The following is an 18,770-nucleotide window of genomic DNA, read 5'->3' as shown; positions in this document are numbered from 1 at the left end:
AAAACAAGGGAAGTATGATGAAAAAGACCGCCATTTTGTCGATAACCACGATAGCCCTGATGAGCACAGCGGCGGTCTTTTTATATCTAAATAATCAAGATACACATACTGACGACGAACAACGCGTCTCCTCATTGAAAGTCACCTCTCAGCAAGATACCGACATCGATAACGCATCAGCAAAAGACATGATGGAATATTTCGTGTCAGGTAATACAGAATTAACCCTTGAAGATATTCGAGACAACGTGGCGAAACACCACGAACAATCATCAACAACCGTGGTTGATGAAGCACTGTTTGCCAAATATCTTGAGTATAAGTCGGCACTGACATCGTTGGACGTGCAGTTCGGTACCACATCCATTTCCGCTGATGATCTACGTGCACTTAATCAAGCGCTCCTTGACCTCCAAGCTCAGTTTTTCAGTGAGAGCGAGATAAGTATTCTGTTTACGCACGACAACAGAATGAGAGAAATCGCCTTAGAAAAGTTACTTCTGAAACAGGAGGGATTAGAGGATGAAGAATACCAACAAAGACTCGAATCCTATCTATCTGAGCAACCTGATTATGTTCAGTCGAGTCACCAGAATCAGGTGTTACTCCAACAGCTCTCTAGCTCTGAAGGTCTCGATGAACAGGGTAAATACTTAAAGAGAAGCGAACTTGTCGGTGAAGAAGCAACCCAGAGACTTGAAGCACTTGATAAACAAAGAGCGGCCTTTGAAGACTCGTTAGAGGTCTACTTCGCAGAACGAAATGATGTCTTGAAAGATTCATTCCTATCAAAAACCGAACAACAAGAGAAGATTGCGCAACTTAGGACTGAACATTTCCTACCAGAACAGCTTAGAAGGGTAGAAGCGATTGAAAGAATTCGAGCGGCTGAATCTCGCCAGTAGTGTCTAAAAGCGAAAAACCAGCCATGATGGCTGGCTTTTTGTTTATCGGCGAGTTCTAAAGAGCATACAGCCTGAATCTGTTTGCCTTGAACTTCGTACCTTGAAGCCTATACCTTAAAGTAATCCAACTGCTGCTTCTGTTGTTCTGCTAGGTTAGAAAGCTCGTGGCTTGCTGCAGCGGCTTGAGTAATGTCGGTAACGTTTTGGCTTACTAGGCTGTAGATGTTTGAGATGTTACGGTTGATGTCTGAGGTTACTTGGCTTTGCTCTTCGGCGGCAGAGGCAACCTGAGTGTTAATCTCAGTCATGTCCGTTACCGAGTTAGCAATGCCTGAAAGCGCCGCGCTTACTTCACCTGCAAGAGTTTGGTTGTGTTCCAGCATAGATAATGAGCTGCTCATGCTTTCATTCGCGTTACCGGATTGAACCTGCAAACCTTCTATGATGGTTTGGATCTCTTTGGTTGAATCTTGTGTACGTGCCGCTAGCATTCGAACTTCATCAGCAACCACTGCGAAACCACGACCGCTTTCACCTGCACGAGCGGCTTCGATTGCTGCGTTAAGCGCCAGCAGGTTAGTTTGTTCAGAGATACTTTGAATCACCTCAATCACTTTACCAATCTGTTCAGAGTGCTCTTTTAGCGTGCCCACAACATTTGCAGCTTCGCTTAGCTGAATCGCCATCTGTTCGTTAGCTTTGTTGCTTTCATTAAACAAGCTCATGCTGTGTGTCGCCATTTCGTCAGCTTGCTTAGACGCTGAGTCGGCTTGTACTGCGTTCTCATTAACGTGTGCTGCTGTGCTTTCCAATTGGTTCACAGCAGAAGCAACTTGCTCCACCTCTTGCTTCTCTTGGTCTGAGTTAACGCTGGACTGTGTCATTACAGCCGCTAGCTCTGTCGACGCAGAAGCCACTTCGATACTGATTCGAGACAGCGAGCTTACCGTGTCACGCAGCTGTTCAACAGACTGGTTTACGTCTTGTGCTAGGCGTGAGATTTCGTTGTCGCCATACTCTTCTGCTTTAACTAACAAGTTACCTTTTGCTACTTCCCGCATCGTTTCTTGAATGTTGCTGATCGGCTTAACAATGATACCAGCCAGCGTCCAACTGATAATTAGAGCTACAGACAGGATCACCAACAGTGCAATGGTCGCAGTAGTCAGCGTGCTAGCGTGTTGCTGACCGTTGATGTCGACCTCTTGAGTGGCAAGCAAGTTCAGCTTTTTAGACAGAGTATTGATCGCTTGCACCATTTCATTACCCGCATGTCGGTATTGGTCGATTGCGATCTGGTAGCGGTTTTCAAAATCTGAAGATAGTGATGCATCGCCGTGTTTCGCTCTTAATAGCGGAAGCATGGTGGTACGAGAAAAATCGACATAGTGATTCATCGCTTTGTTCATCGCGGCCACTTCATCTTGCATGCCTGGCACTGTGTCTAATGAATTCAGTAGGCGAGTATTCTGATCGCGTTTTTGGTTTAGTGTTTCAACCAATGTTTTTACGTCATCAGCATTGAATAGACTGTAAATCGCTTTGATGCGCATGCCATAGCTGTTGTCGACGATTTCGCTTAGTTCTTCTTTATGTAAGATTAATTGGTCGGTCGCTACTGATACATCTTTGAATGCACTTTCTAGCTTTTCACTACCGATAATGACACCGGCTAAAAGTAAAACGACGGAAAATAGTACGGGTATAAGAATTTGTATTTTGATTGATAAGCCACTGAGAAGTTGGCGCATGTAATGTCCTTCTTGAATAAAACAAATAGATGAGAATTATTATTATTAGAATTAGTTGGCGATTCTAACTAATGAGACTGACAATTCAATCAGTAATGAATTCGATTTTGATATATGAGATAGATATTTGATAAATTTTGAATATTTATTGTACAAACAAGGCTTTAGCCATTTTTAAGGTAGGGTTATTTGGCACAGAACCTTGTGTGGTATTAGGTAATAAAAGGGATGGCGAGATATTGAGCGGTTTAGCTTAAGTAGGTTGGAATGAATATTCGGTGCCTATGAGTGGGGCTAATTTATTACTTTAAGGCTAATTGGTAGGGGAGAAACAAGAAAATAAATTGCAGTTGTCATATAGGCTTCAATTAAGTGAAACACAACTGTCATATTCGGATTCTAAAGTAGGCCTCGTTCAAGCAAAACACAACATTACGGCAATAACGCCACTAAAGGAAATTTGTGATGAAAAAGACAGTTATCGGTGCAATCGCACTACTAGGCGCTCTAACAGTGAATACAGCTTCAGCTAAAGAAACTATCTCTGTAGTTGGCTCTAACAGTGCTTCTCCACTGGTTGAAGTTTTTGCAGAAACCTACATGAATAAAGGCGAACCAGTGTTCATCGAAATTCAAGCACCAGGTTCTTCTGCAGGCATCAAAGCAGCAAAAAATGGAAGTGCTGACCTTGGTATCTCTTCTCGTGACCTAAAAGAAGAAGAGAAAACAGCTGACCTGAAAGAGCTCGTTATCGCTCGTGACGGTATCGCAGTTGTTGTTAACCCGAACAACGAAGTATCTGCTCTTACAGCGGAGCAAATCACTTCAATCTATAAAGGCGACATCACTAACTGGAAAGATGTTGGTGGTGCTGACAAGCCAATCGTAGCAATCACTCGTGATACTGCATCAGGTACACGTGGTGCATTCGAAGACATCATGAAGCTTAAGAAGAAGATTGGCGATAAGAAAGTATCGGCTATCTCTCAACGTGCACAAGTTGCAAACGGTAACGGCGCACTTAAAGTTTCTGTAGCAAGCAACCCATACGCTATCGGCTTTATCTCTCTAGGTACAGTTGACGAATCTGTTCAAGCTCTAACTATCGACGGCGCTGCTGCGACTGTAGACAACGTTAAGAACGGTTCTTACAAAGTTGCTCGTCCATTCCTAGTTCTTTACAAAGCAGGCGCTCCAACAGCTGAAACTCAACAATTCCTAGATTGGATGGTTGCAGATGAAGCTCAAGCTATCGCTGGTAAGAAAGGCTACATCACAGTTAACTAATCTTAACTGACTCAATCTTAATTATTGCTCAGCCTGCTTTAGGCTGAGCCTTTTCTTTCAACTTTGTTTATTTCGAGCTCTTATTGAGCCACAAAGTTTGAGATTTTATATATGACCATCGCAAATAGTGAAAAGCTTATGAATACTGAAGCGACTCAAATCAACAAGCCAAGTCTACGTGCTAAGAAGCGCATCGACTGGAGAGAAAGAATCTTCCACGGCTTGTTCTTATCGAGTGCTGTAATCGGCATCGTATCACTAGCCGTTATCGCTTACTTTATCGTTGCAGAGAGTATCCCTGCATTCCAAGAGGCCGGTGTTTCTGGCATCGTTCTGGGTGTTGACTGGTTACCTCCAGCTCTATTCGGTGTTGCAACCATGATTGTTGCATCGATTGTTTCGACACTTGGAGCTGTAGTTGTTGGTGTGCCAGTTGGTGTATTAACCGCTATTTTTATTGCTGAGATTGCTCCAAAGCGTCTTGCAGATATTATTCGACCAGCAGTTGAGCTTCTAGCGGGTATCCCGTCGGTAGTTTACGGCTTCTTCGGTCTAGTAATTATCGTTCCAATGATTCAGAACGTTTTCCAAGTACCAGCGGGTAACACTATCCTGGCGGGTATCATTGTTCTGGGTATCATGATTCTTCCTACCGTTATCACGGTTTCTGAAACTTCGATTCGTGCTGTACCTCGCACATACAAAGAAGGTTCACTTGCACTGGGTGCTTCGAAAATCTACACGATTTTTAAGCTACTCGTTCCTGCTGCACGTTCAGGCATTATGACTGGTGTGATTTTGGGTATCGGCCGCGCACTTGGCGAAACGATGGCAATCATCATGGTTATGGGTAACGCGCCAGCAATGCCAGAAGGCATTTTGGACTCTGCTCGTACGCTAACAGCAAACATTGCAATTGAAATGTCTTACGCAAGTGGCGTTCACGCTAACGCACTGTACGCAACAGGTGTTGTACTTCTAGTGTTCATCATGATGTTAAATGGTGCTCTACTTTATCTTAACCGTGAAAAAGCGAAGTAGGCGAGGATAAGTAATATGGATCGCGTAAAACTAAAACAAGCACGTCAAACCAAAGATAACATCCTAAAAGGTTTTATCTGGGCAGCTGCAGCTGTAACCGTTGGTTTCTTATTCTGGATTATTTGGTACATCCTATCGAACGGTCTGCAATACGTAGATTGGAACTTCATCACTGACGATTACACTCGTACTGGTGAAGAACGTGGTATTTTCCCAATGATCATTGCCACGATCTACATGGTAATCGCATCGATTGCGGTAGCCGCGCCACTGGGCATCATGACGGCGATATACTTAACTGAATATGCGAAAGTAGGTAGCCGATTGGTGAAAGTGATTCGATTCTGTACTGAGTCGTTAGCTGGTATCCCATCGATCATCTTTGGTCTGTTCGGTATGACCTTCTTTGTTTCGATTCTTGGTCTTGGCTTCTCGATTCTGTCGGGTGCACTAACGCTAAGTATCCTGATTCTTCCTGTAATCATTCGTACTACAGAAGAAGCATTGATGGCAGTGCCACAAACTTACCGCGAAGGCTCATACGGCCTTGGCGCTTCAAAAATCTACACTATCTGGCGTTTGATCTTACCAAGCGCAATGCCAGGTATCTTAACTTCGGTCATTCTTAGTATTGGTCGTGTAATTGGCGAATCAGCACCTGTATTTTTAACAGCAGGTATGGTGGCACGTGTTCCTGAGTCGGTATTCGATTCTGGCCGTACACTAACGGTTCACCTATATAAGCTGACAACAGAGCTATTTACTATCGATGAGTGGAACCAAGCCTACGGCACGGCGACAGTCCTAATCGTACTGGTTCTCTTGATCAACATGGTTACAAAACTGATTGCGAGACGCTTCAACACGGCAACTTACTAAGCTCATTAGCTTGCTCATAAATAAAGCGAGCCCCCGTGATAAAGAAAGCATCAAGTTAGACACGAATTTAAGAATTTAGAGATTACGAACATGAATAAATTTGATATTGAGAACCTAGATCTGTTTTACGGCGACAACCAAGCGCTTAAATCTATCAACCTGCCAATTCCAACTCGCCAGGTTACTGCTCTGATTGGCCCGTCTGGCTGTGGTAAATCAACACTATTGCGTTGTTTGAACCGCATGAATGACCTAATTGAAGGCGTTACGATTAAGGGTAAGCTGGATATGGATGGCACTGACATCTACGGTAATATCGATGTCGCTGACCTACGTATCCGCGTAGGCATGGTATTCCAAAAGCCAAACCCGTTCCCAATGAGCATCTACGAGAACGTGGCATACGGCCTACGTGCTCAAGGTATCAAAGACAAAAAACACATCGATGAAGTGGTTGAGCGCTCGCTACGCAGTGCTGCACTGTGGGATGAAGTAAAAGACCGTCTTAAAGCGCATGCATTTGGTCTGTCTGGTGGTCAACAACAGCGTCTATGTATCGCACGTACCATTGCAATGGAACCAGATGTAATCCTGATGGATGAACCAACATCGGCTCTAGACCCAATCGCGACACACAAGATTGAAGAATTGATGGAAGATCTGAAGAAAGACTTCACTATCGTTATCGTAACGCACTCAATGCAGCAAGCGCGTCGTATCTCAGACCGCACGGCTTTCTTCCTAATGGGAGAGCTTGTAGAGCATAACGAAACCAGCGTTATCTTCAGTGAACCAAAAGATGATCGTACTAAAGGTTACGTAAACGGTGACTTCGGTTAATCGACGATTTACGTGTGGTATTTAAGCGATTAGATACCTTTACACACTAACTGAAACGCAGGTTAGATAATCGAATAGAACAACAGAATTATCACTATAACTATAAGCGATGGAAGTTTTGCCCCACTATAGGTGGGGCTTTTTTATGTGTCTAAAAAATCCCCAATGTCGATGTGATTTTGGGCAGAGAATCCCATTTTTGTCGTCCTTCTCATGCTTGTGATAATGTTAAAGGTGAAACTGCGACCCGCTTAACATCTCATTTTTACTTACATTGATTGCATATCAAGCCTTCTGTATTTTTGCTTTATTCTTAATCGCCAATGGAAGGAAGCTGTGCCTGTTAAAGCCTTTGCAAAACAAATATCTGCGACACGCGACCATCGTCTGTTGGCTGAGTCTCTTTTTGACTATCTGGTTAAGGTACTTACTCCAAAAGGGATAGGAATATTTGCTGAACCGACGCCGGAGAGCGACGCATTACCGCTTTTTTCTTATGGCGACCTAACCTCATTGGCGAGCTACCCCTCTACATTTTGGCCGTGGGTCTCACAGTTTGATACCGCAGACGGGGTTTTGCCAATGGCTATCAACACCTGCAAGTGGGAACACATGAAAGTGCTTGGTGGGGAGTCGTTTATCATGATGCTCGACAACGCACCTGCCTCCAGAACTTATTTAATTGTTCAAAATTGCAATGCTGAGAAGGTTAATCAAACCTTTGACCAAGATCTTGATGTCCTTCAACTAGCCGCAGCTCGCTGGCAGTGTATTCGTGCGGAAAAGAACGCTGCGCTGGAGATAAAATACAGAGACACACGTGAAGCGCAGTACCTTGATGAAATTAAGCTGCGAGAGCTATTTGTTGAGAACATGAAACTAGTCCATCAGGTCGCGTTAGAGCTTTCTAATCCTGACTCTTTGGATGCTTTGTATAAGGCTTCTGTTGAGGCAGTGCGCGACCGTCTAGGCTTTGACCGTGCGATCTTCATGTTACTCGATATGAAAAAGCGCTGCTTTAGTGGCACTTACGGCACCGATGAGCGGGGAAAAACTAACAGCGAGCATCATACTCAGTACGATTTACATCAACTTGAAGCCGAATACATTGAGGCGTTGTCTGACAATCACATCAACCTAGTTATTATTGAGAAAGCGCCGCTATACACCGAAGGCAAGGTCGTAGGGCAAGGTTGGAATGGCATGTTGATCTTACGTGAAGGCGACAAACCTGTCGGCTGGATCGCCATGGATAACTACATTCATCGCTCACCGATTACTAACTATCAAAAGCAGATGCTTGAGTCTTTTGGCTCTTTGCTTTCTCAAATCTATATTCGCAAGCGCCAAGAGCAGAACATACGTATGTTGCACTCGAGTATGGTTGAGCTGTCCCGATGCGATAGCGTCAGTGAAGTCTGTAAGTCCGCGGTTAGTTTTGCGATTCAACATCTAGGTATCGATCGACTGGCTGTTTTCCTAACAGACAAAAAGTGCAGTTACATGCAAGGTACTTGGGGCACTGACATCAAAGGCGATATTGTCGATGAGTCCTATTATCGCTCTGAGCTGGTGGAACGTGACATTGTAGCCGCAGCTCGTGCTTGCCCTAATCAAGTTGCCTTTGAAGAATCAGTTCCTATCTATCACGATTTCAATATTGTGGGAGTCGGTTGGACGGCAATGACCATGCTCACCACCAATACGGGTGAGCCGATTGCGTTTATCGCTGCTGATAACTTGTTAACACGCAGCCCTTTAACTTCCCAGCTTCGCGAAGTAATTCGTATCTTTGCCTCTAGCCTCGCAGAGGTGTTGCAAAGAACCATGGCGCAAGAGGAGCTTAAAAAGCTCAATGAAACGCTTGAGCAAGAGGTCAGTAAGCGCACTCAAGAGCTTGAAAGAGCCAATGAACAGTTAGACATCATTTCTAAATTAGACCCACTGACGCGCCTTGGAAACCGCCGTATGTTGTCGCAGGTTCTAGAAGACTTGAACGGTGACGATCAAGGTGCCTTTGCCTTACAGAACGAAATTACATTTGGCTTGATTCTTGTCGACCTCGACCACTTTGGTTTGTACAACAGTGTCTATGGTCATACTGAAGGGGATGCGGCTCTGAGGACGGTAGGTGAGATACTGAATGCCCATGTTCACAATGATAAAGAAACCTTCTGCCGGATTGGCGGAGAGGAGTTTATGTTGTTGATGATTGGCACGAATCACTCAGAGACAAAGCAACGTGCAGAGTCGATTAGAAAATGCATTGAAGAGGCAAAAATCCTGCATTGTGAAAGTAGTACCAGCCCATATTTAACGGCATCCGTTGGCTATGCCTCGATAACGTCTGACCAGCATCAGTTCGATTTTGATTTGTTGTATGGCAAGGCAGATAAAGCCTTGTATCAAGCCAAAGACTCGGGGCGAAATCGAATTGTTTCTGCCTTAAAACGTAAAAAAGTCACAGCCTCTCTTTCTTAAAATAAAGGCCGTTGATCTCAAGATGATCAACGGCCTTTGTGTTTTACTGTTCTTGATGAACAGCGTCGACTAAAGATTTTCTAGCGAACTATTATGCTTTTTACTCGCAACTCTCTTGGGCTTCTTCACCGTTTTGATTGCCAGCTCAGGGCTCCATGTTTGGGCTGGTGAACCGGCTTCACCATAAAGGCTTTGGTTTAGCTTGGTGAGTTCGGCTTCAACGGTTTGTAACGTCTCATCACTTAGATCTGTATTTTCATATTTCCATTGCTCAAATAAGGTTCTGGTCATCACGCCATCTTTCGTTCTTAGAGCTTCAATAAGCGCTTCTGCGGTATCTGATTGACGTTCAACAGTGTGTGTTGGTTTTGTCGTTACACCGCGGCGTGACCAGAAGTAGAATGCCAATGCTGAGCTGATTAGCCACAAAGCTGCAAATAGGGCGGTGAGATATGGCCAGATCCCAGGGCTATCCACAGTAACAACCGTCGGGTTTACTTGTTGGGCGGGCGTAGCAGTTACTGGTGGAGTGCTTGACGTTGCGCGATCACTTGCTTTTACCGCTAACTCTAGCCCCTGCGCTTTGCTGGTTTGTTCTGATTGCAAATCGGTGTTAAACCAAGCTTGAGACACATCAGGAAGCGAGATGTTTCCTGCCTCTTTCGGAATCAAGACTTGCTTGTAAACAACGACAGAATCACCTGACTGAGTTGTGCCAAATTGCGGCTTCTCTTCATAAACACGTACCGAATTAGGGTAGGTGATATTCAGTTTTGGCAACTGGTGTTGCGTTAAGTTGCTAGCCGTCATCGTGATGGTACGAGTTAACGAATCACCCGCTTCCATTTCAATGGTTTGGTTGTCGCCTTCTAAACCATTACTATTTCCCAGTTGATTGCCTTGGCTATCTGACCATTGTTGAATCAGTTTGAAGTTTGATGTTGGTAACCACTCACCTTGGTAGCCTTTTGGTACGTCCTTCACAGTTACATCTAAGATTTCAACGGGCGTGTCGAGCTGGAACAGACGCGTTGTACTGGAGTTGTTGGTTGAGTAAACAACGGCTCCATTCAGCTTCGGTCCATTCAGCTTAAACTGTCCGGCCTTTTGTGAAGAGATACGGAAAGACTGTTGAACTACCGTCACCTCTTGTCCATTGAGAACATCTTGAAATTGCTTCGATTCACCAATAGGTTCCACATCTAAGCCCGGCGAGCTCGGTGGCGCTATTTTAGGATCTTGCAGCCTTCTTGGGTCAGCTTTGATGATGAGTTTTACATCAAGCTCAGCCACTTCTTCTGGGTACAGCGAGTTCTTGCTGAGATTAAGCTGGAACTCTGCCATATCATGTTGAGTTGGAGCGGCTTTGTTAATTGCAACATTGATGGTGATAGGCTTGGTTTTTGCCCCTTCAATATCAAAACTCGGGATTTGCAACTTACCCAAACGCAGTGGAGCAAGGCTAATGTTCCATTCACTTGATACCGAACGGCTGCCATTGACGATTCGCATCGACGACCCAAAGTTTGGTGTGCCAACATAGAAATCCTGCTGGAGCGCTGTTAGATCTAGAGCATCAGAGGAGACCTTTTCATCGGTTGCAACTCTAAGAAGGAACACTTCATCTTTGGTGACACTGTTATGTGAAACGCTCGCCACGGCGTTTGCAGCCAATACTGAGAAGGACGAGAAAGCTCCCAACAACAATGTTAGGAGTACGGATAAAAATGGCTTGTTTAAAAATCGCATGGTTACCACTTTTTGTTCTGGTTGTTAGGAGCACTTTTTTGTCGTGCTTGTAAAATCATTTGCGCTTTAAGCAGTTGGCTCGGGTCACGGGCGCTTTCTACTTGCTCAAGTTTTCGCATGTCAGGGTCGCTCGACAGAGGTTGATCTGAGGTTTGTGCTACAGCTTGCTGACTACTTTGCTCACCATCTTCTTTTGAAGCTTGTTGTGCGCTAGCACTTTGAGGTGTAGCGCCTTCTTGGTCACTCTGTTTCGGCTGATCACTGTTACTTTGTTGCGTGGCTTGCTTGTCGTCTTGTTTAGACTTTTCAGAGTCAGAGTGATTTTCAGGTTGGCCTTGAGATGAGTTTTGGTCTTGGCTACCGCGTTGATCTTGGTTACTGCTTTGATCTTGCGACTTGCCACTGGAGCTTTGTTGTTGATCCTGAGAGCTTTGCGAAGAATCATTTTGCTGACCTTGCTGACCTTGCTGACCTTGCTGACCTTGCTGACCTTGCTGACCTTGCTGACCTTGCTGACCTTGCTGACCTTGCTGATTTTGGTCATTCTGGTCTTTGGAGTCAGAATCGCCTTGCTGTTGCTGTTGCTGTTGCTGTTGCTGTTGCTGTTGCTGTTGCTGTTGCTGTTGCTGTTGCTGTTGCTGTTGCTGTTGCTTCTGAGCCTGTTCGACAATCTCTAGGTTCTTCTTCGCATAAGCATGTTCAGGGTTGCTTTCAAGAATACGTTGATACTCTTGGATCGCTTGGTCGTACTTACCTTGTTGGGCTTGAGCGTTAGCAAGGTTGTAGCGAGCATCTTCACTAGAAAGCTCTTGCAGCGTCTGCTCTGCGGCTTCGAAATCACCGGCTTTGTATTGAGCAATGCCTTTCCACTCTTGTTGGGTGAACTGTTCAGCAGCTTGTTGGAAGTCCTCGTCCTGATACAGCTGATAGCCTACTTGATCATTGGTTTTCCACGGGTTCGCAAACGCAGTATTTGGTTGGCTAAAAGAGATAACTCCAGCTAAGGCACACCAAATAACCCCTTTCCTGAATAATCCAAGTGCCGGAAGTAATAGCAAAGGCAGTAACCAGAAACCGTTGTTCACTCTGGTGTTGAGTGAGTTCTTGGTCTTGGTTACTTCCGATGTTGTTGCAACGCGGTCGAGGTAGCTCGCGATGTGTTCAACATCTGAGTTATCAAATTGAACTTCAGTGAACGTGCCACCATAGCGGCGTGTAAGCTCGCGCATGTTCTTCAAGTTGGTTCTTGCCACCACGGTTTGTCCTGAGTCGCTTTGCAGCATCGACCCCGTAGGTAACGAGATTGGCGCACCGTTTTCACTCCCTACAGCTAGAATCGACAATGTCCAATCGTTGCCAGAGAGTAGGGAGTCGATCTGCTTCTTCTCTTGGTCATCGATGTCATCAGCAATCAATACCAAATCACCTTGGTAGATCTTCGCGCGAGTCATCATATCAATCGCAAGCTTAACGGCTGATGCGGCATCACCACCTTGATAAGGCATGATATCTGGCGATAGGTTAGGCACTAGGTTTTTGATGGTGTTGATGTCTGACGTTAGCGGGCTAATGGTGTAAGCATCCCCAGCATACGCCACCATGCCTGTTAGCCCTTCCTTCCATAATGAAAGCAGATCAAGAGCCTTGTATCGCGCTTGAGTTAAGCGATTCGGCTTAATATCGGTGGCATACATTGACATCGACATGTCCATGATCACAACTCGTGCCTGCGTTTTTTCAAAGCTTGGTTGTTCGTTTTTCTCGAAGCTTGGCCCAGCTAACGCAATAACGCCGACCAGCCACCAAATACCGAAGTAAGTACTGCGATTTTTCGATGGCTTGCTTGATTCTGGCGCCAAGTAACGGGCGATGTGTGACGCGAGTAATCCTTGTTTGGACTGTGTCTTGCTCAGCCACCAAATAGCGGGCAGCACGGCAAGCGCCAAGAACCAATATGGGTAGATAAAAGTAAAGTTAGACATTGTTTCTCCTAATGGCTAACAGCATAAATGCGAAGAACATTGCCGCCGACAGTGGCCATACAAACCACTCTTGTTGCGGTCGCCAGATCTTAGTGGCGTTCGTCACGGGCTCTAACTGGTTAATGGTGTCGTAAATCGTCGCTAACTCTTTGCTGTCACGCGCTCGGAAGTACTGACCGCCGGTGCGTTTGGCAATTTCTATTAGTGTACGTTCATCCAAGTCTTGAGCAGTATTGACTTTGCGCGTCATGAAGAACTCTTTGACCATCATCTCGCCTGCACCGACGCCCACGGTGTAAATCGTTGCGTCGTATTTCTTTGCAATATCCGCCGCTTCTAATGGGTCTAATACCCCGGCGGTATTACTGCCGTCGCTGAGTAGAATCATTACACGTTGGGGCGCATTGCTATCGACAAAGGTTTTGGTGGCAAGACCAATACCATCACCAATCGCTGTTTGAGTACCAATCAGCTTTAACACCGCTTGATTGAGCTGTTGTGAAAGCGTATCTCTATCTAGCGTAAGCGGGGTCTGCAAGTAGGCGTGATCAGCAAATAACACCAGTCCAACTCGGTCGCCTTTTCGTCGCTCAATAAAGTCACTCAATACGCGTTTCACCGCCGACAAGCGGTCGATGTATTCGCCATTGAACTGCATGTCTTCTTGGCTCATCGAGTAGGAGAGGTCGACAACCAACATCAAATCACGATGTTTCGGTTGAAACTCTACCGGTTCGCCATACCATACAGGGCGCGCGCTCGCCGTAACCAGCAGAAGCCAGATAATCACGGACAACGCCTTTGGTAAGCGACTGCTCGGTGTTTTGGTATTACTGTCTTCTGGCAGAAATGGAAGTCTTAGGACATGGCTTGATTCTGACTTTGGTGAGAACAAGTAAACGAGCAACGGCAGTGGCGCGATGAAGAACATCCACCACCAAACGAACTCGATGTTTAGCAAGTCCCTGCTTAGAAACATAGTGCTTAGAAAATCACTCATAACGACCTCGCTTTGGAGGAAGTGCTTTGCGAAGCCAAGTTTCGCAATCATTAACCAATTGCTGTTGAGCCTTTTTCTGTTCGTCGTTCATTAGGGCTACATCTTGATAGAGCGCTTGTTGCCACTGGGATTGTTTTGCTACAAATAACGGCTTCGCCAATTGCGCATCTAAGAACTTCAACCAATCATCACCAGACAAACCTGCAATTTTTTCACGAGGGAAATAGCTCAGTGCTGCTTGACGAAGGATGCGTTGTGCTTTGCTCGGAGACAAGCCATCTTGGGACTGACTATTACTAAAGTAAGACAGCGCTTCTTGTTTCGCCTGTTGATTGTTTTTTCTACGTTTTAGAATGAAAAACACCAAGGCAATCAGGAAAATGGCTGTGATAATGACTGCCCACCAACCCCACGCCAAAGGCCACCAAGTCGGGGCGTCTGGCGCAATCACCGGACTTAAATCTAAGGGCTGTTTCATGACTGAGCTCCTGATATCTGGCTCATGAGTGACTGCGCACTCGACAGCGAGCTATAAGGTATCGCGAGAGATAACCCCATCTGTTGCAGCTGCTGTTTCTTAAGCGAAAAAGCATGGTTAAGCTTTTGCTTTTCTTTATTAGAAGAGAAATTAAACCATTGAGTTTTGCTGCCATCGGTGACCTGTTTAGAGCCTTTATAGGTGGTTTCACCTTGCTCTAGCGGGTCGTAGAAATGCACAAGACGTACTCTGTTGTGTCGGCGAATTTGACTGATAAGTGAGTAGTCACTTTCTTGGTAACGCACAAAGTCACTGAGCATAATAATATCGCTTCCTTTAGGGCAAAGCTGGTGCAGAGATTTCAGTCCATGCTCTAAGGTCGTGTCGCTGTGATTGTCTGGATTGGTCAGTGCCGTATTATTGATTTCTATGACTTTTTGCAAAATACGCAGTGGAGCATGGTTGCTTGCACTTGGCTTAATCTCAATGACCTCTTTGCCAGTATCGATCACCGCGCCAATTCGATCTTTTTGAGCCACAGTAAGCCAGCACAGTTGGCTAGCAAAGTGTGCAAGTTGAACCGATTTCAGCAACAAGGTTGAGCCGAAAATCATGCTGCTTGATAAATCTAAATACAAGATGACAGGTTGTTCTCTCTCTTCAGAGAACAGCTTAGTATGCGCTTTGCCTGTTCTGGCTGTTACACGCCAATCAATGCTGCGTATGTCATCACCCGCTTGATATTGACGAACTTCAGAGAAATTCATCCCGCGACCTTTACGGTTGCTCTCGTGTTGGCCGTTAAGCTGTGACCAAAGGCTCTTGGCGGGAGGCAACCAGCGAACAGACTGCGCTTTGTATTGCAGAAGTTCGTCCAGGTTTAACGTGACACCGTCACTATGATTGGGTAGTTGATTATTCATGCGCGTATCCCTATGCGCTGCCAACCAATGAAATAAGGTGTACGATCACTTGGTTTGCGGTGACACCTTCAGCTTGTGCGTGGTAGCTGCGCAGTAGACGGTGGCGTAACACAGGGAATGCCATCGCTTGAACGTCTTGTGGCGTGACGTAATCTCGTCCTGCAAGCCAAGCGTGAGCGCGGGCACAACGGTCTAACGCAATGGTTGCACGCGGGCTGACACCCATGTCTAACCATTGATCAAGTTGGTCACTGTATTGCTTAGGTTGGCGAGTCGCCATAACCAGTCTGATGATGTACTGCTCAATGGTGTCTGCCATGTGAATGTTGAGCACTTCTTGGCGCGCTTCAAAGATCGTTTGCTGAGATATCTGTTGTGGCTGAGCTGATTCGTTACCTTGAGCCTCACCACGGTTGAGTCGTAAGATCTCAAGCTCGCTTTCCATATCTGGGTATTCAACCTCTAGGTGAAGCAAGAATCGGTCTAACTGAGCTTCCGGTAGCGGGTAAGTCCCTTCTTGTTCAATTGGGTTCTGTGTTGCCATTACCAAGAACAACTCAGGCAGCGCATAGGTTTTTCGACCGGCAGTTACTTGTTTCTCTGCCATTGCTTCCAGCATTGCCGCTTGAACTTTCGCCGGAGCTCGGTTGATCTCATCCGCTAGAATCAGCGAGTTGAAAATCGGGCCTGATTGGAAGGTGAACTCCCCAGTTTCAGGGCGGAAGATGTCGGTACCCGTCAAATCAGCAGGTAACAGATCGGGAGTGAATTGAATGCGGTGGAAGTGACCCTCAACACAATCAGCCAATGATTTTACTGCGCGAGTTTTTGCTAAGCCGGGAGGTCCTTCAACGAGGATATGACCATCCGCTAAAAGGGCGATCATCAGTTGCTTAACGAGCTCTTTTTGACCAATGATTTGAGACTCTAGATAGTTTTGAAGGACTTCGAAATTTGTTTTGTGCATTTTGGACTCTCTGGGTATCCATTTGATTTTTATTTTGAGTATTGGTCACTGATTTCGAGGAAAAAGTTCCAGTACATTTGCGTAATTTATTTTTTCAAAATTGGAAATATTTACAAGTGGTTAGCTAAAAAAATCGTTAGGTTGTGATTATTACTATATCAATTGGTTTTTATATACAAAAGCTCGGCGGTGGGGAGTGGTTTGAGTTCGGTTGGGTCTCAGGGGGTGAGAACTAAAATTGACTCTCGACAATGCGGTATTTGCTTAGTTAATTCATGCTCAAGGTGAATATTTCTAATTGTTACATCATATTTGCAGTTTTTTGAGAAGAAAGTCTCTAGTTTTATTGGTTGTGGCCGATACATCACTCAGATTGTGCATTGCTTGTTGGAGTGCACTAAAAAAGTCCTGTTCAGGGTATACCAATAACGAGCGATTCTTTTTAAAGGTCCAAATATGTTTAAAACTAACTCTCTGAGTATCAAGCAAAAAGTTGTACTTGGAATTACCTTTGCGGTTCTTGCATCGACAGTGATTGTCGGCGCAATGGCACAACAACAAGCAAGAGATGTATTAAGTCATCGATTGATCGATATTGAACTTCCAGGAATGCTAGAGCGAATCAATGGTGAAATTGACCGAGAAGTCTCTCAGCTATTACTAGCGGCGGAGCAAATTGCTTCAAATGAATTTATTTCTGATGCTATCGAATCGACCGAGCGCGATGCCGCGCTAGAGAATAAGCTGGTTAAACAACTGAACAATGTTCGCAACCAATATCAGTTGAACGATGCCTCGGTAGCGAACCGTCAAACAGCTTACTACTGGAATCAAGATGGTTTCTTACGTCAGCTAAACCAACAACAAGATGGTTGGTTCTTTGGCTTTACGCAATCTGGACAGCCGACCATGGTGAGCATGTTCCAAGAAGCGAATGGCGAAGTGAAGATGTTTGCTAACTATCAGCAGCCTTCTGGTTTGGCGATGTCTGGTCTATCAAAATCGATGGATGACATGGTTAACTTACTCAATGGCTTTAAGATTGAAAATACAGGCTTCGTATTCTTAACCGATAGCCAAGGTGATGTTCAAATTCACCGTGAGCGTTCTCGCAGTGACTCTTCACTTCAACAACTTTACGGTCCTCAAGCAAGCCAACTACTGAACAAGTCGGGTTTTAACCTGATTACCACTGAAAGCCAAGGCCAAGAGCTGTTCGTGGCGAGCTTGTATGTGTCTTCAATGGACTGGTTTGTTATTGGTGTCGTTCCGACTGGTGAAGTGTTTGCAGAGTTAGATGCGACAGCGCAGAAGATGCTGATCATGACTGCGGTTGTGGCATTAGTGTTTATCCTAATGGGCGTAGTTCTGGCGAACAGCATTACTCAACCGATCAAGCTTTTGGCTAAGCGTTTCGGCGACTTAGGTGAAGGCGACGGTGACCTTGCACAGCGTATCGAAGTGAAAGGCAACGATGAAATTGCACAGCTTTCAAAAGGCTTCAACGGATTCATTGAAAAGATTCACGAGTCGATGAAAGAGGTGTGTTCGACAAGCCAAGCGCTTCAAGTGGCTGCAGAGAGTGTTTCGAATAAAGCTCACATCACCCACGACAACAGCCAAGAACAGCGCGACCAAACGCTTCAAGTGGTGGCTGCAATTAACCAAATGGGTATGACCATCAGCGAGATTGCATCGAACGCGGCAACCGCAGCAGAAACGGCAACTCAAGCTTCAGGCAATACGGAAGTAGGCCGCTCTGTGGTGAACAAAGCAAAAGGCGCGATCAGTCGTTTGGCGCAAGATATTGAAAGCACGGGTCAGGTAGTAGAGCAACTGGCTTCTACAACTCAAGACATCGGTTCTATTCTGGGTGTTATTCGTGATATTTCAGAGCAAACTAACTTACTCGCATTAAACGCTGCAATTGAAGCCGCCCGTGCTGGTGAGCAAGGTCGTGGTTTTGCGGTTGTAGCGGATGAAGTACGTAACCTAGCAAGCCGTACCGCAGATTCAACGGAAGAGATTCAAAAGATGATCAACCAACTGCAAAGCGATGCTAAAGATGCGGTAACGGCAATGAGTGCGGGTAAGGTGATTACCCTTGAAGGTGTATCGGCTTCGGATGAAGCGGTAGACGTGCTGAGTGGCATTTCAGACCGTATCGTTGATATCACAGACCGTAACACTCAAGTGGCAACGGCAACGGAAGAGCAATCAACCGTAGTTCACACCATCAACCAGAACATTGAAGAGATTAACGCAATCAACGAAGTGACAACGGGCACGGCTGAGCAACTTGCTGAAGCGAGCCAAGAGCTTCGTGATCTATCGTCTCGTCTAGATAAGATGGTTGGTTCATTTAAGCTTTAATTCTTTCAAGCTGTAACATGACTTAGAAAGGGATATAGACGAAGAGCTGGGGTCATTTCATCGTTAATCCGGCTCTTTTTATTAGTACGCTAATTTGCCTCTAACTGCCTTTAG

The 18,770-nt window shown here is 45.4% G+C and carries 14 protein-coding genes; 7 read left to right on the top strand and 7 right to left on the bottom strand.

Annotated features, from left to right (window positions below; genetic code table 11):
* Positions 1–17: 17 nt before the first annotated feature.
* Positions 18–905: a lipase secretion chaperone gene (locus BCU07_RS13725; RefSeq protein ID WP_065583797.1), complete on the top strand. Its 888-nt coding sequence runs from the start codon at positions 18–20 to the stop codon at positions 903–905.
* Positions 906–1,012: 107 nt separating this feature from the next.
* Here the strand turns inward: BCU07_RS13725 and BCU07_RS13720 are convergent, their stop codons facing one another.
* A complete protein-coding gene (locus tag BCU07_RS13720; RefSeq protein WP_102428536.1) occupies positions 1,013–2,656 on the bottom strand; it encodes a methyl-accepting chemotaxis protein in 1,644 nt (547 codons plus the stop codon).
* 465 nt (positions 2,657–3,121) lie between these two features.
* Here BCU07_RS13720 and BCU07_RS13715 point away from each other — a divergent pair, with 465 nt between their 5' ends.
* The 5 genes from BCU07_RS13715 (at position 3,122) to BCU07_RS13695 (ending at position 9,184) form a co-directional block, all read left to right on the top strand.
* Positions 3,122–3,943 (top strand): phosphate ABC transporter substrate-binding protein, encoded by an 822-nt coding sequence (locus tag BCU07_RS13715; protein ID WP_017064254.1) that lies wholly within the window; start codon positions 3,122–3,124, stop codon positions 3,941–3,943.
* A 111-nt stretch (positions 3,944–4,054) separates the two neighbouring features.
* A complete protein-coding gene (gene pstC / locus BCU07_RS13710) occupies positions 4,055–4,984 on the top strand; it encodes a phosphate ABC transporter permease subunit PstC (RefSeq protein WP_017064255.1) in 930 nt (309 codons plus the stop codon).
* A gap of 15 nt (positions 4,985–4,999) precedes the next feature.
* Positions 5,000–5,863, top strand: coding sequence for a phosphate ABC transporter permease PstA (gene pstA / locus BCU07_RS13705; protein WP_017064256.1), 864 nt, complete (start codon positions 5,000–5,002; stop codon positions 5,861–5,863).
* Positions 5,864–5,953: 90 nt separating this feature from the next.
* Positions 5,954–6,703: a phosphate ABC transporter ATP-binding protein PstB gene (gene pstB, locus BCU07_RS13700; RefSeq protein ID WP_004737715.1), complete on the top strand. Its 750-nt coding sequence runs from the start codon at positions 5,954–5,956 to the stop codon at positions 6,701–6,703.
* A gap of 336 nt (positions 6,704–7,039) precedes the next feature.
* Positions 7,040–9,184: a GGDEF domain-containing protein gene (locus BCU07_RS13695; RefSeq protein WP_102428537.1), complete on the top strand. Its 2,145-nt coding sequence runs from the start codon at positions 7,040–7,042 to the stop codon at positions 9,182–9,184.
* A gap of 69 nt (positions 9,185–9,253) precedes the next feature.
* Here BCU07_RS13695 and BCU07_RS13690 read toward each other — a convergent pair whose 3' ends face one another.
* From BCU07_RS13690 to BCU07_RS13665, 6 genes are read right to left on the bottom strand one after another with little or no spacing between them, the layout of a single operon-like run.
* Positions 9,254–10,933, bottom strand: coding sequence for a BatD family protein (locus tag BCU07_RS13690; RefSeq protein WP_102428538.1), 1,680 nt, complete (start codon positions 10,931–10,933; stop codon positions 9,254–9,256).
* 2 nt (positions 10,934–10,935) lie between these two features.
* Positions 10,936–12,915 (bottom strand): VWA domain-containing protein, encoded by a 1,980-nt coding sequence (locus BCU07_RS13685; RefSeq protein WP_413286169.1) that lies wholly within the window; start codon positions 12,913–12,915, stop codon positions 10,936–10,938.
* Positions 12,908–13,915, bottom strand: coding sequence for a vWA domain-containing protein (locus BCU07_RS13680; protein ID WP_102428540.1), 1,008 nt, complete (start codon positions 13,913–13,915; stop codon positions 12,908–12,910). Before BCU07_RS13680 ends, BCU07_RS13685 begins: the two co-directional genes overlap by 8 nt.
* Positions 13,908–14,393 (bottom strand): DUF4381 domain-containing protein, encoded by a 486-nt coding sequence (locus BCU07_RS13675; protein WP_102428541.1) that lies wholly within the window; start codon positions 14,391–14,393, stop codon positions 13,908–13,910. The genes BCU07_RS13680 and BCU07_RS13675 overlap by 8 nt, the downstream gene beginning before the upstream one ends.
* Positions 14,390–15,316, bottom strand: a complete 927-nt coding sequence (locus tag BCU07_RS13670; protein ID WP_102428542.1) for a DUF58 domain-containing protein — start codon at positions 15,314–15,316, stop codon at positions 14,390–14,392. Before BCU07_RS13670 ends, BCU07_RS13675 begins: the two co-directional genes overlap by 4 nt.
* Before the next feature lie 10 nt (positions 15,317–15,326).
* Positions 15,327–16,283, bottom strand: a complete 957-nt coding sequence (locus tag BCU07_RS13665) for an AAA family ATPase (protein ID WP_102428543.1) — start codon at positions 16,281–16,283, stop codon at positions 15,327–15,329.
* Positions 16,284–16,739: 456 nt separating this feature from the next.
* On the opposite strand from BCU07_RS13665, the gene BCU07_RS13660 reads away from it, so the two are divergent.
* On the top strand, positions 16,740–18,656 hold the full coding sequence (locus BCU07_RS13660; RefSeq protein WP_102428544.1) for a methyl-accepting chemotaxis protein: 1,917 nt from the start codon (positions 16,740–16,742) through the stop codon (positions 18,654–18,656).
* Positions 18,657–18,770 lie beyond the last annotated feature (114 nt).

The organism is Vibrio sp. 10N.261.54.E10 (genome assembly GCF_002877735.2).
Taxonomy (GTDB): Bacteria; Pseudomonadota; Gammaproteobacteria; order Enterobacterales; family Vibrionaceae; genus Vibrio; species Vibrio crassostreae_C.
This window is presented reverse-complemented; position numbering and strand designations above follow the sequence as displayed.

Coding starts and splice junctions, on each gene's coding strand:
- BCU07_RS13725 (WP_065583797.1), top strand. CDS start 18: ATGAAAAAGACCGCCATTTTGTCGATAACCACGATAGCCCTGATGAGC.
- BCU07_RS13720 (WP_102428536.1), bottom strand. CDS start 2,656: ATGCGCCAACTTCTCAGTGGCTTATCAATCAAAATACAAATTCTTATA.
- BCU07_RS13715 (WP_017064254.1), top strand. CDS start 3,122: ATGAAAAAGACAGTTATCGGTGCAATCGCACTACTAGGCGCTCTAACA.
- pstC (WP_017064255.1), top strand. CDS start 4,055: ATGACCATCGCAAATAGTGAAAAGCTTATGAATACTGAAGCGACTCAA.
- pstA (WP_017064256.1), top strand. CDS start 5,000: ATGGATCGCGTAAAACTAAAACAAGCACGTCAAACCAAAGATAACATC.
- pstB (WP_004737715.1), top strand. CDS start 5,954: ATGAATAAATTTGATATTGAGAACCTAGATCTGTTTTACGGCGACAAC.
- BCU07_RS13690 (WP_102428538.1), bottom strand. CDS start 10,933: ATGCGATTTTTAAACAAGCCATTTTTATCCGTACTCCTAACATTGTTG.
- BCU07_RS13685 (WP_413286169.1), bottom strand. CDS start 12,915: ATGTCTAACTTTACTTTTATCTACCCATATTGGTTCTTGGCGCTTGCC.
- BCU07_RS13680 (WP_102428540.1), bottom strand. CDS start 13,915: ATGAGTGATTTTCTAAGCACTATGTTTCTAAGCAGGGACTTGCTAAAC.
- BCU07_RS13675 (WP_102428541.1), bottom strand. CDS start 14,393: ATGAAACAGCCCTTAGATTTAAGTCCGGTGATTGCGCCAGACGCCCCG.
- BCU07_RS13670 (WP_102428542.1), bottom strand. CDS start 15,316: ATGAATAATCAACTACCCAATCATAGTGACGGTGTCACGTTAAACCTG.
- BCU07_RS13665 (WP_102428543.1), bottom strand. CDS start 16,283: ATGCACAAAACAAATTTCGAAGTCCTTCAAAACTATCTAGAGTCTCAA.
- BCU07_RS13660 (WP_102428544.1), top strand. CDS start 16,740: ATGTTTAAAACTAACTCTCTGAGTATCAAGCAAAAAGTTGTACTTGGA.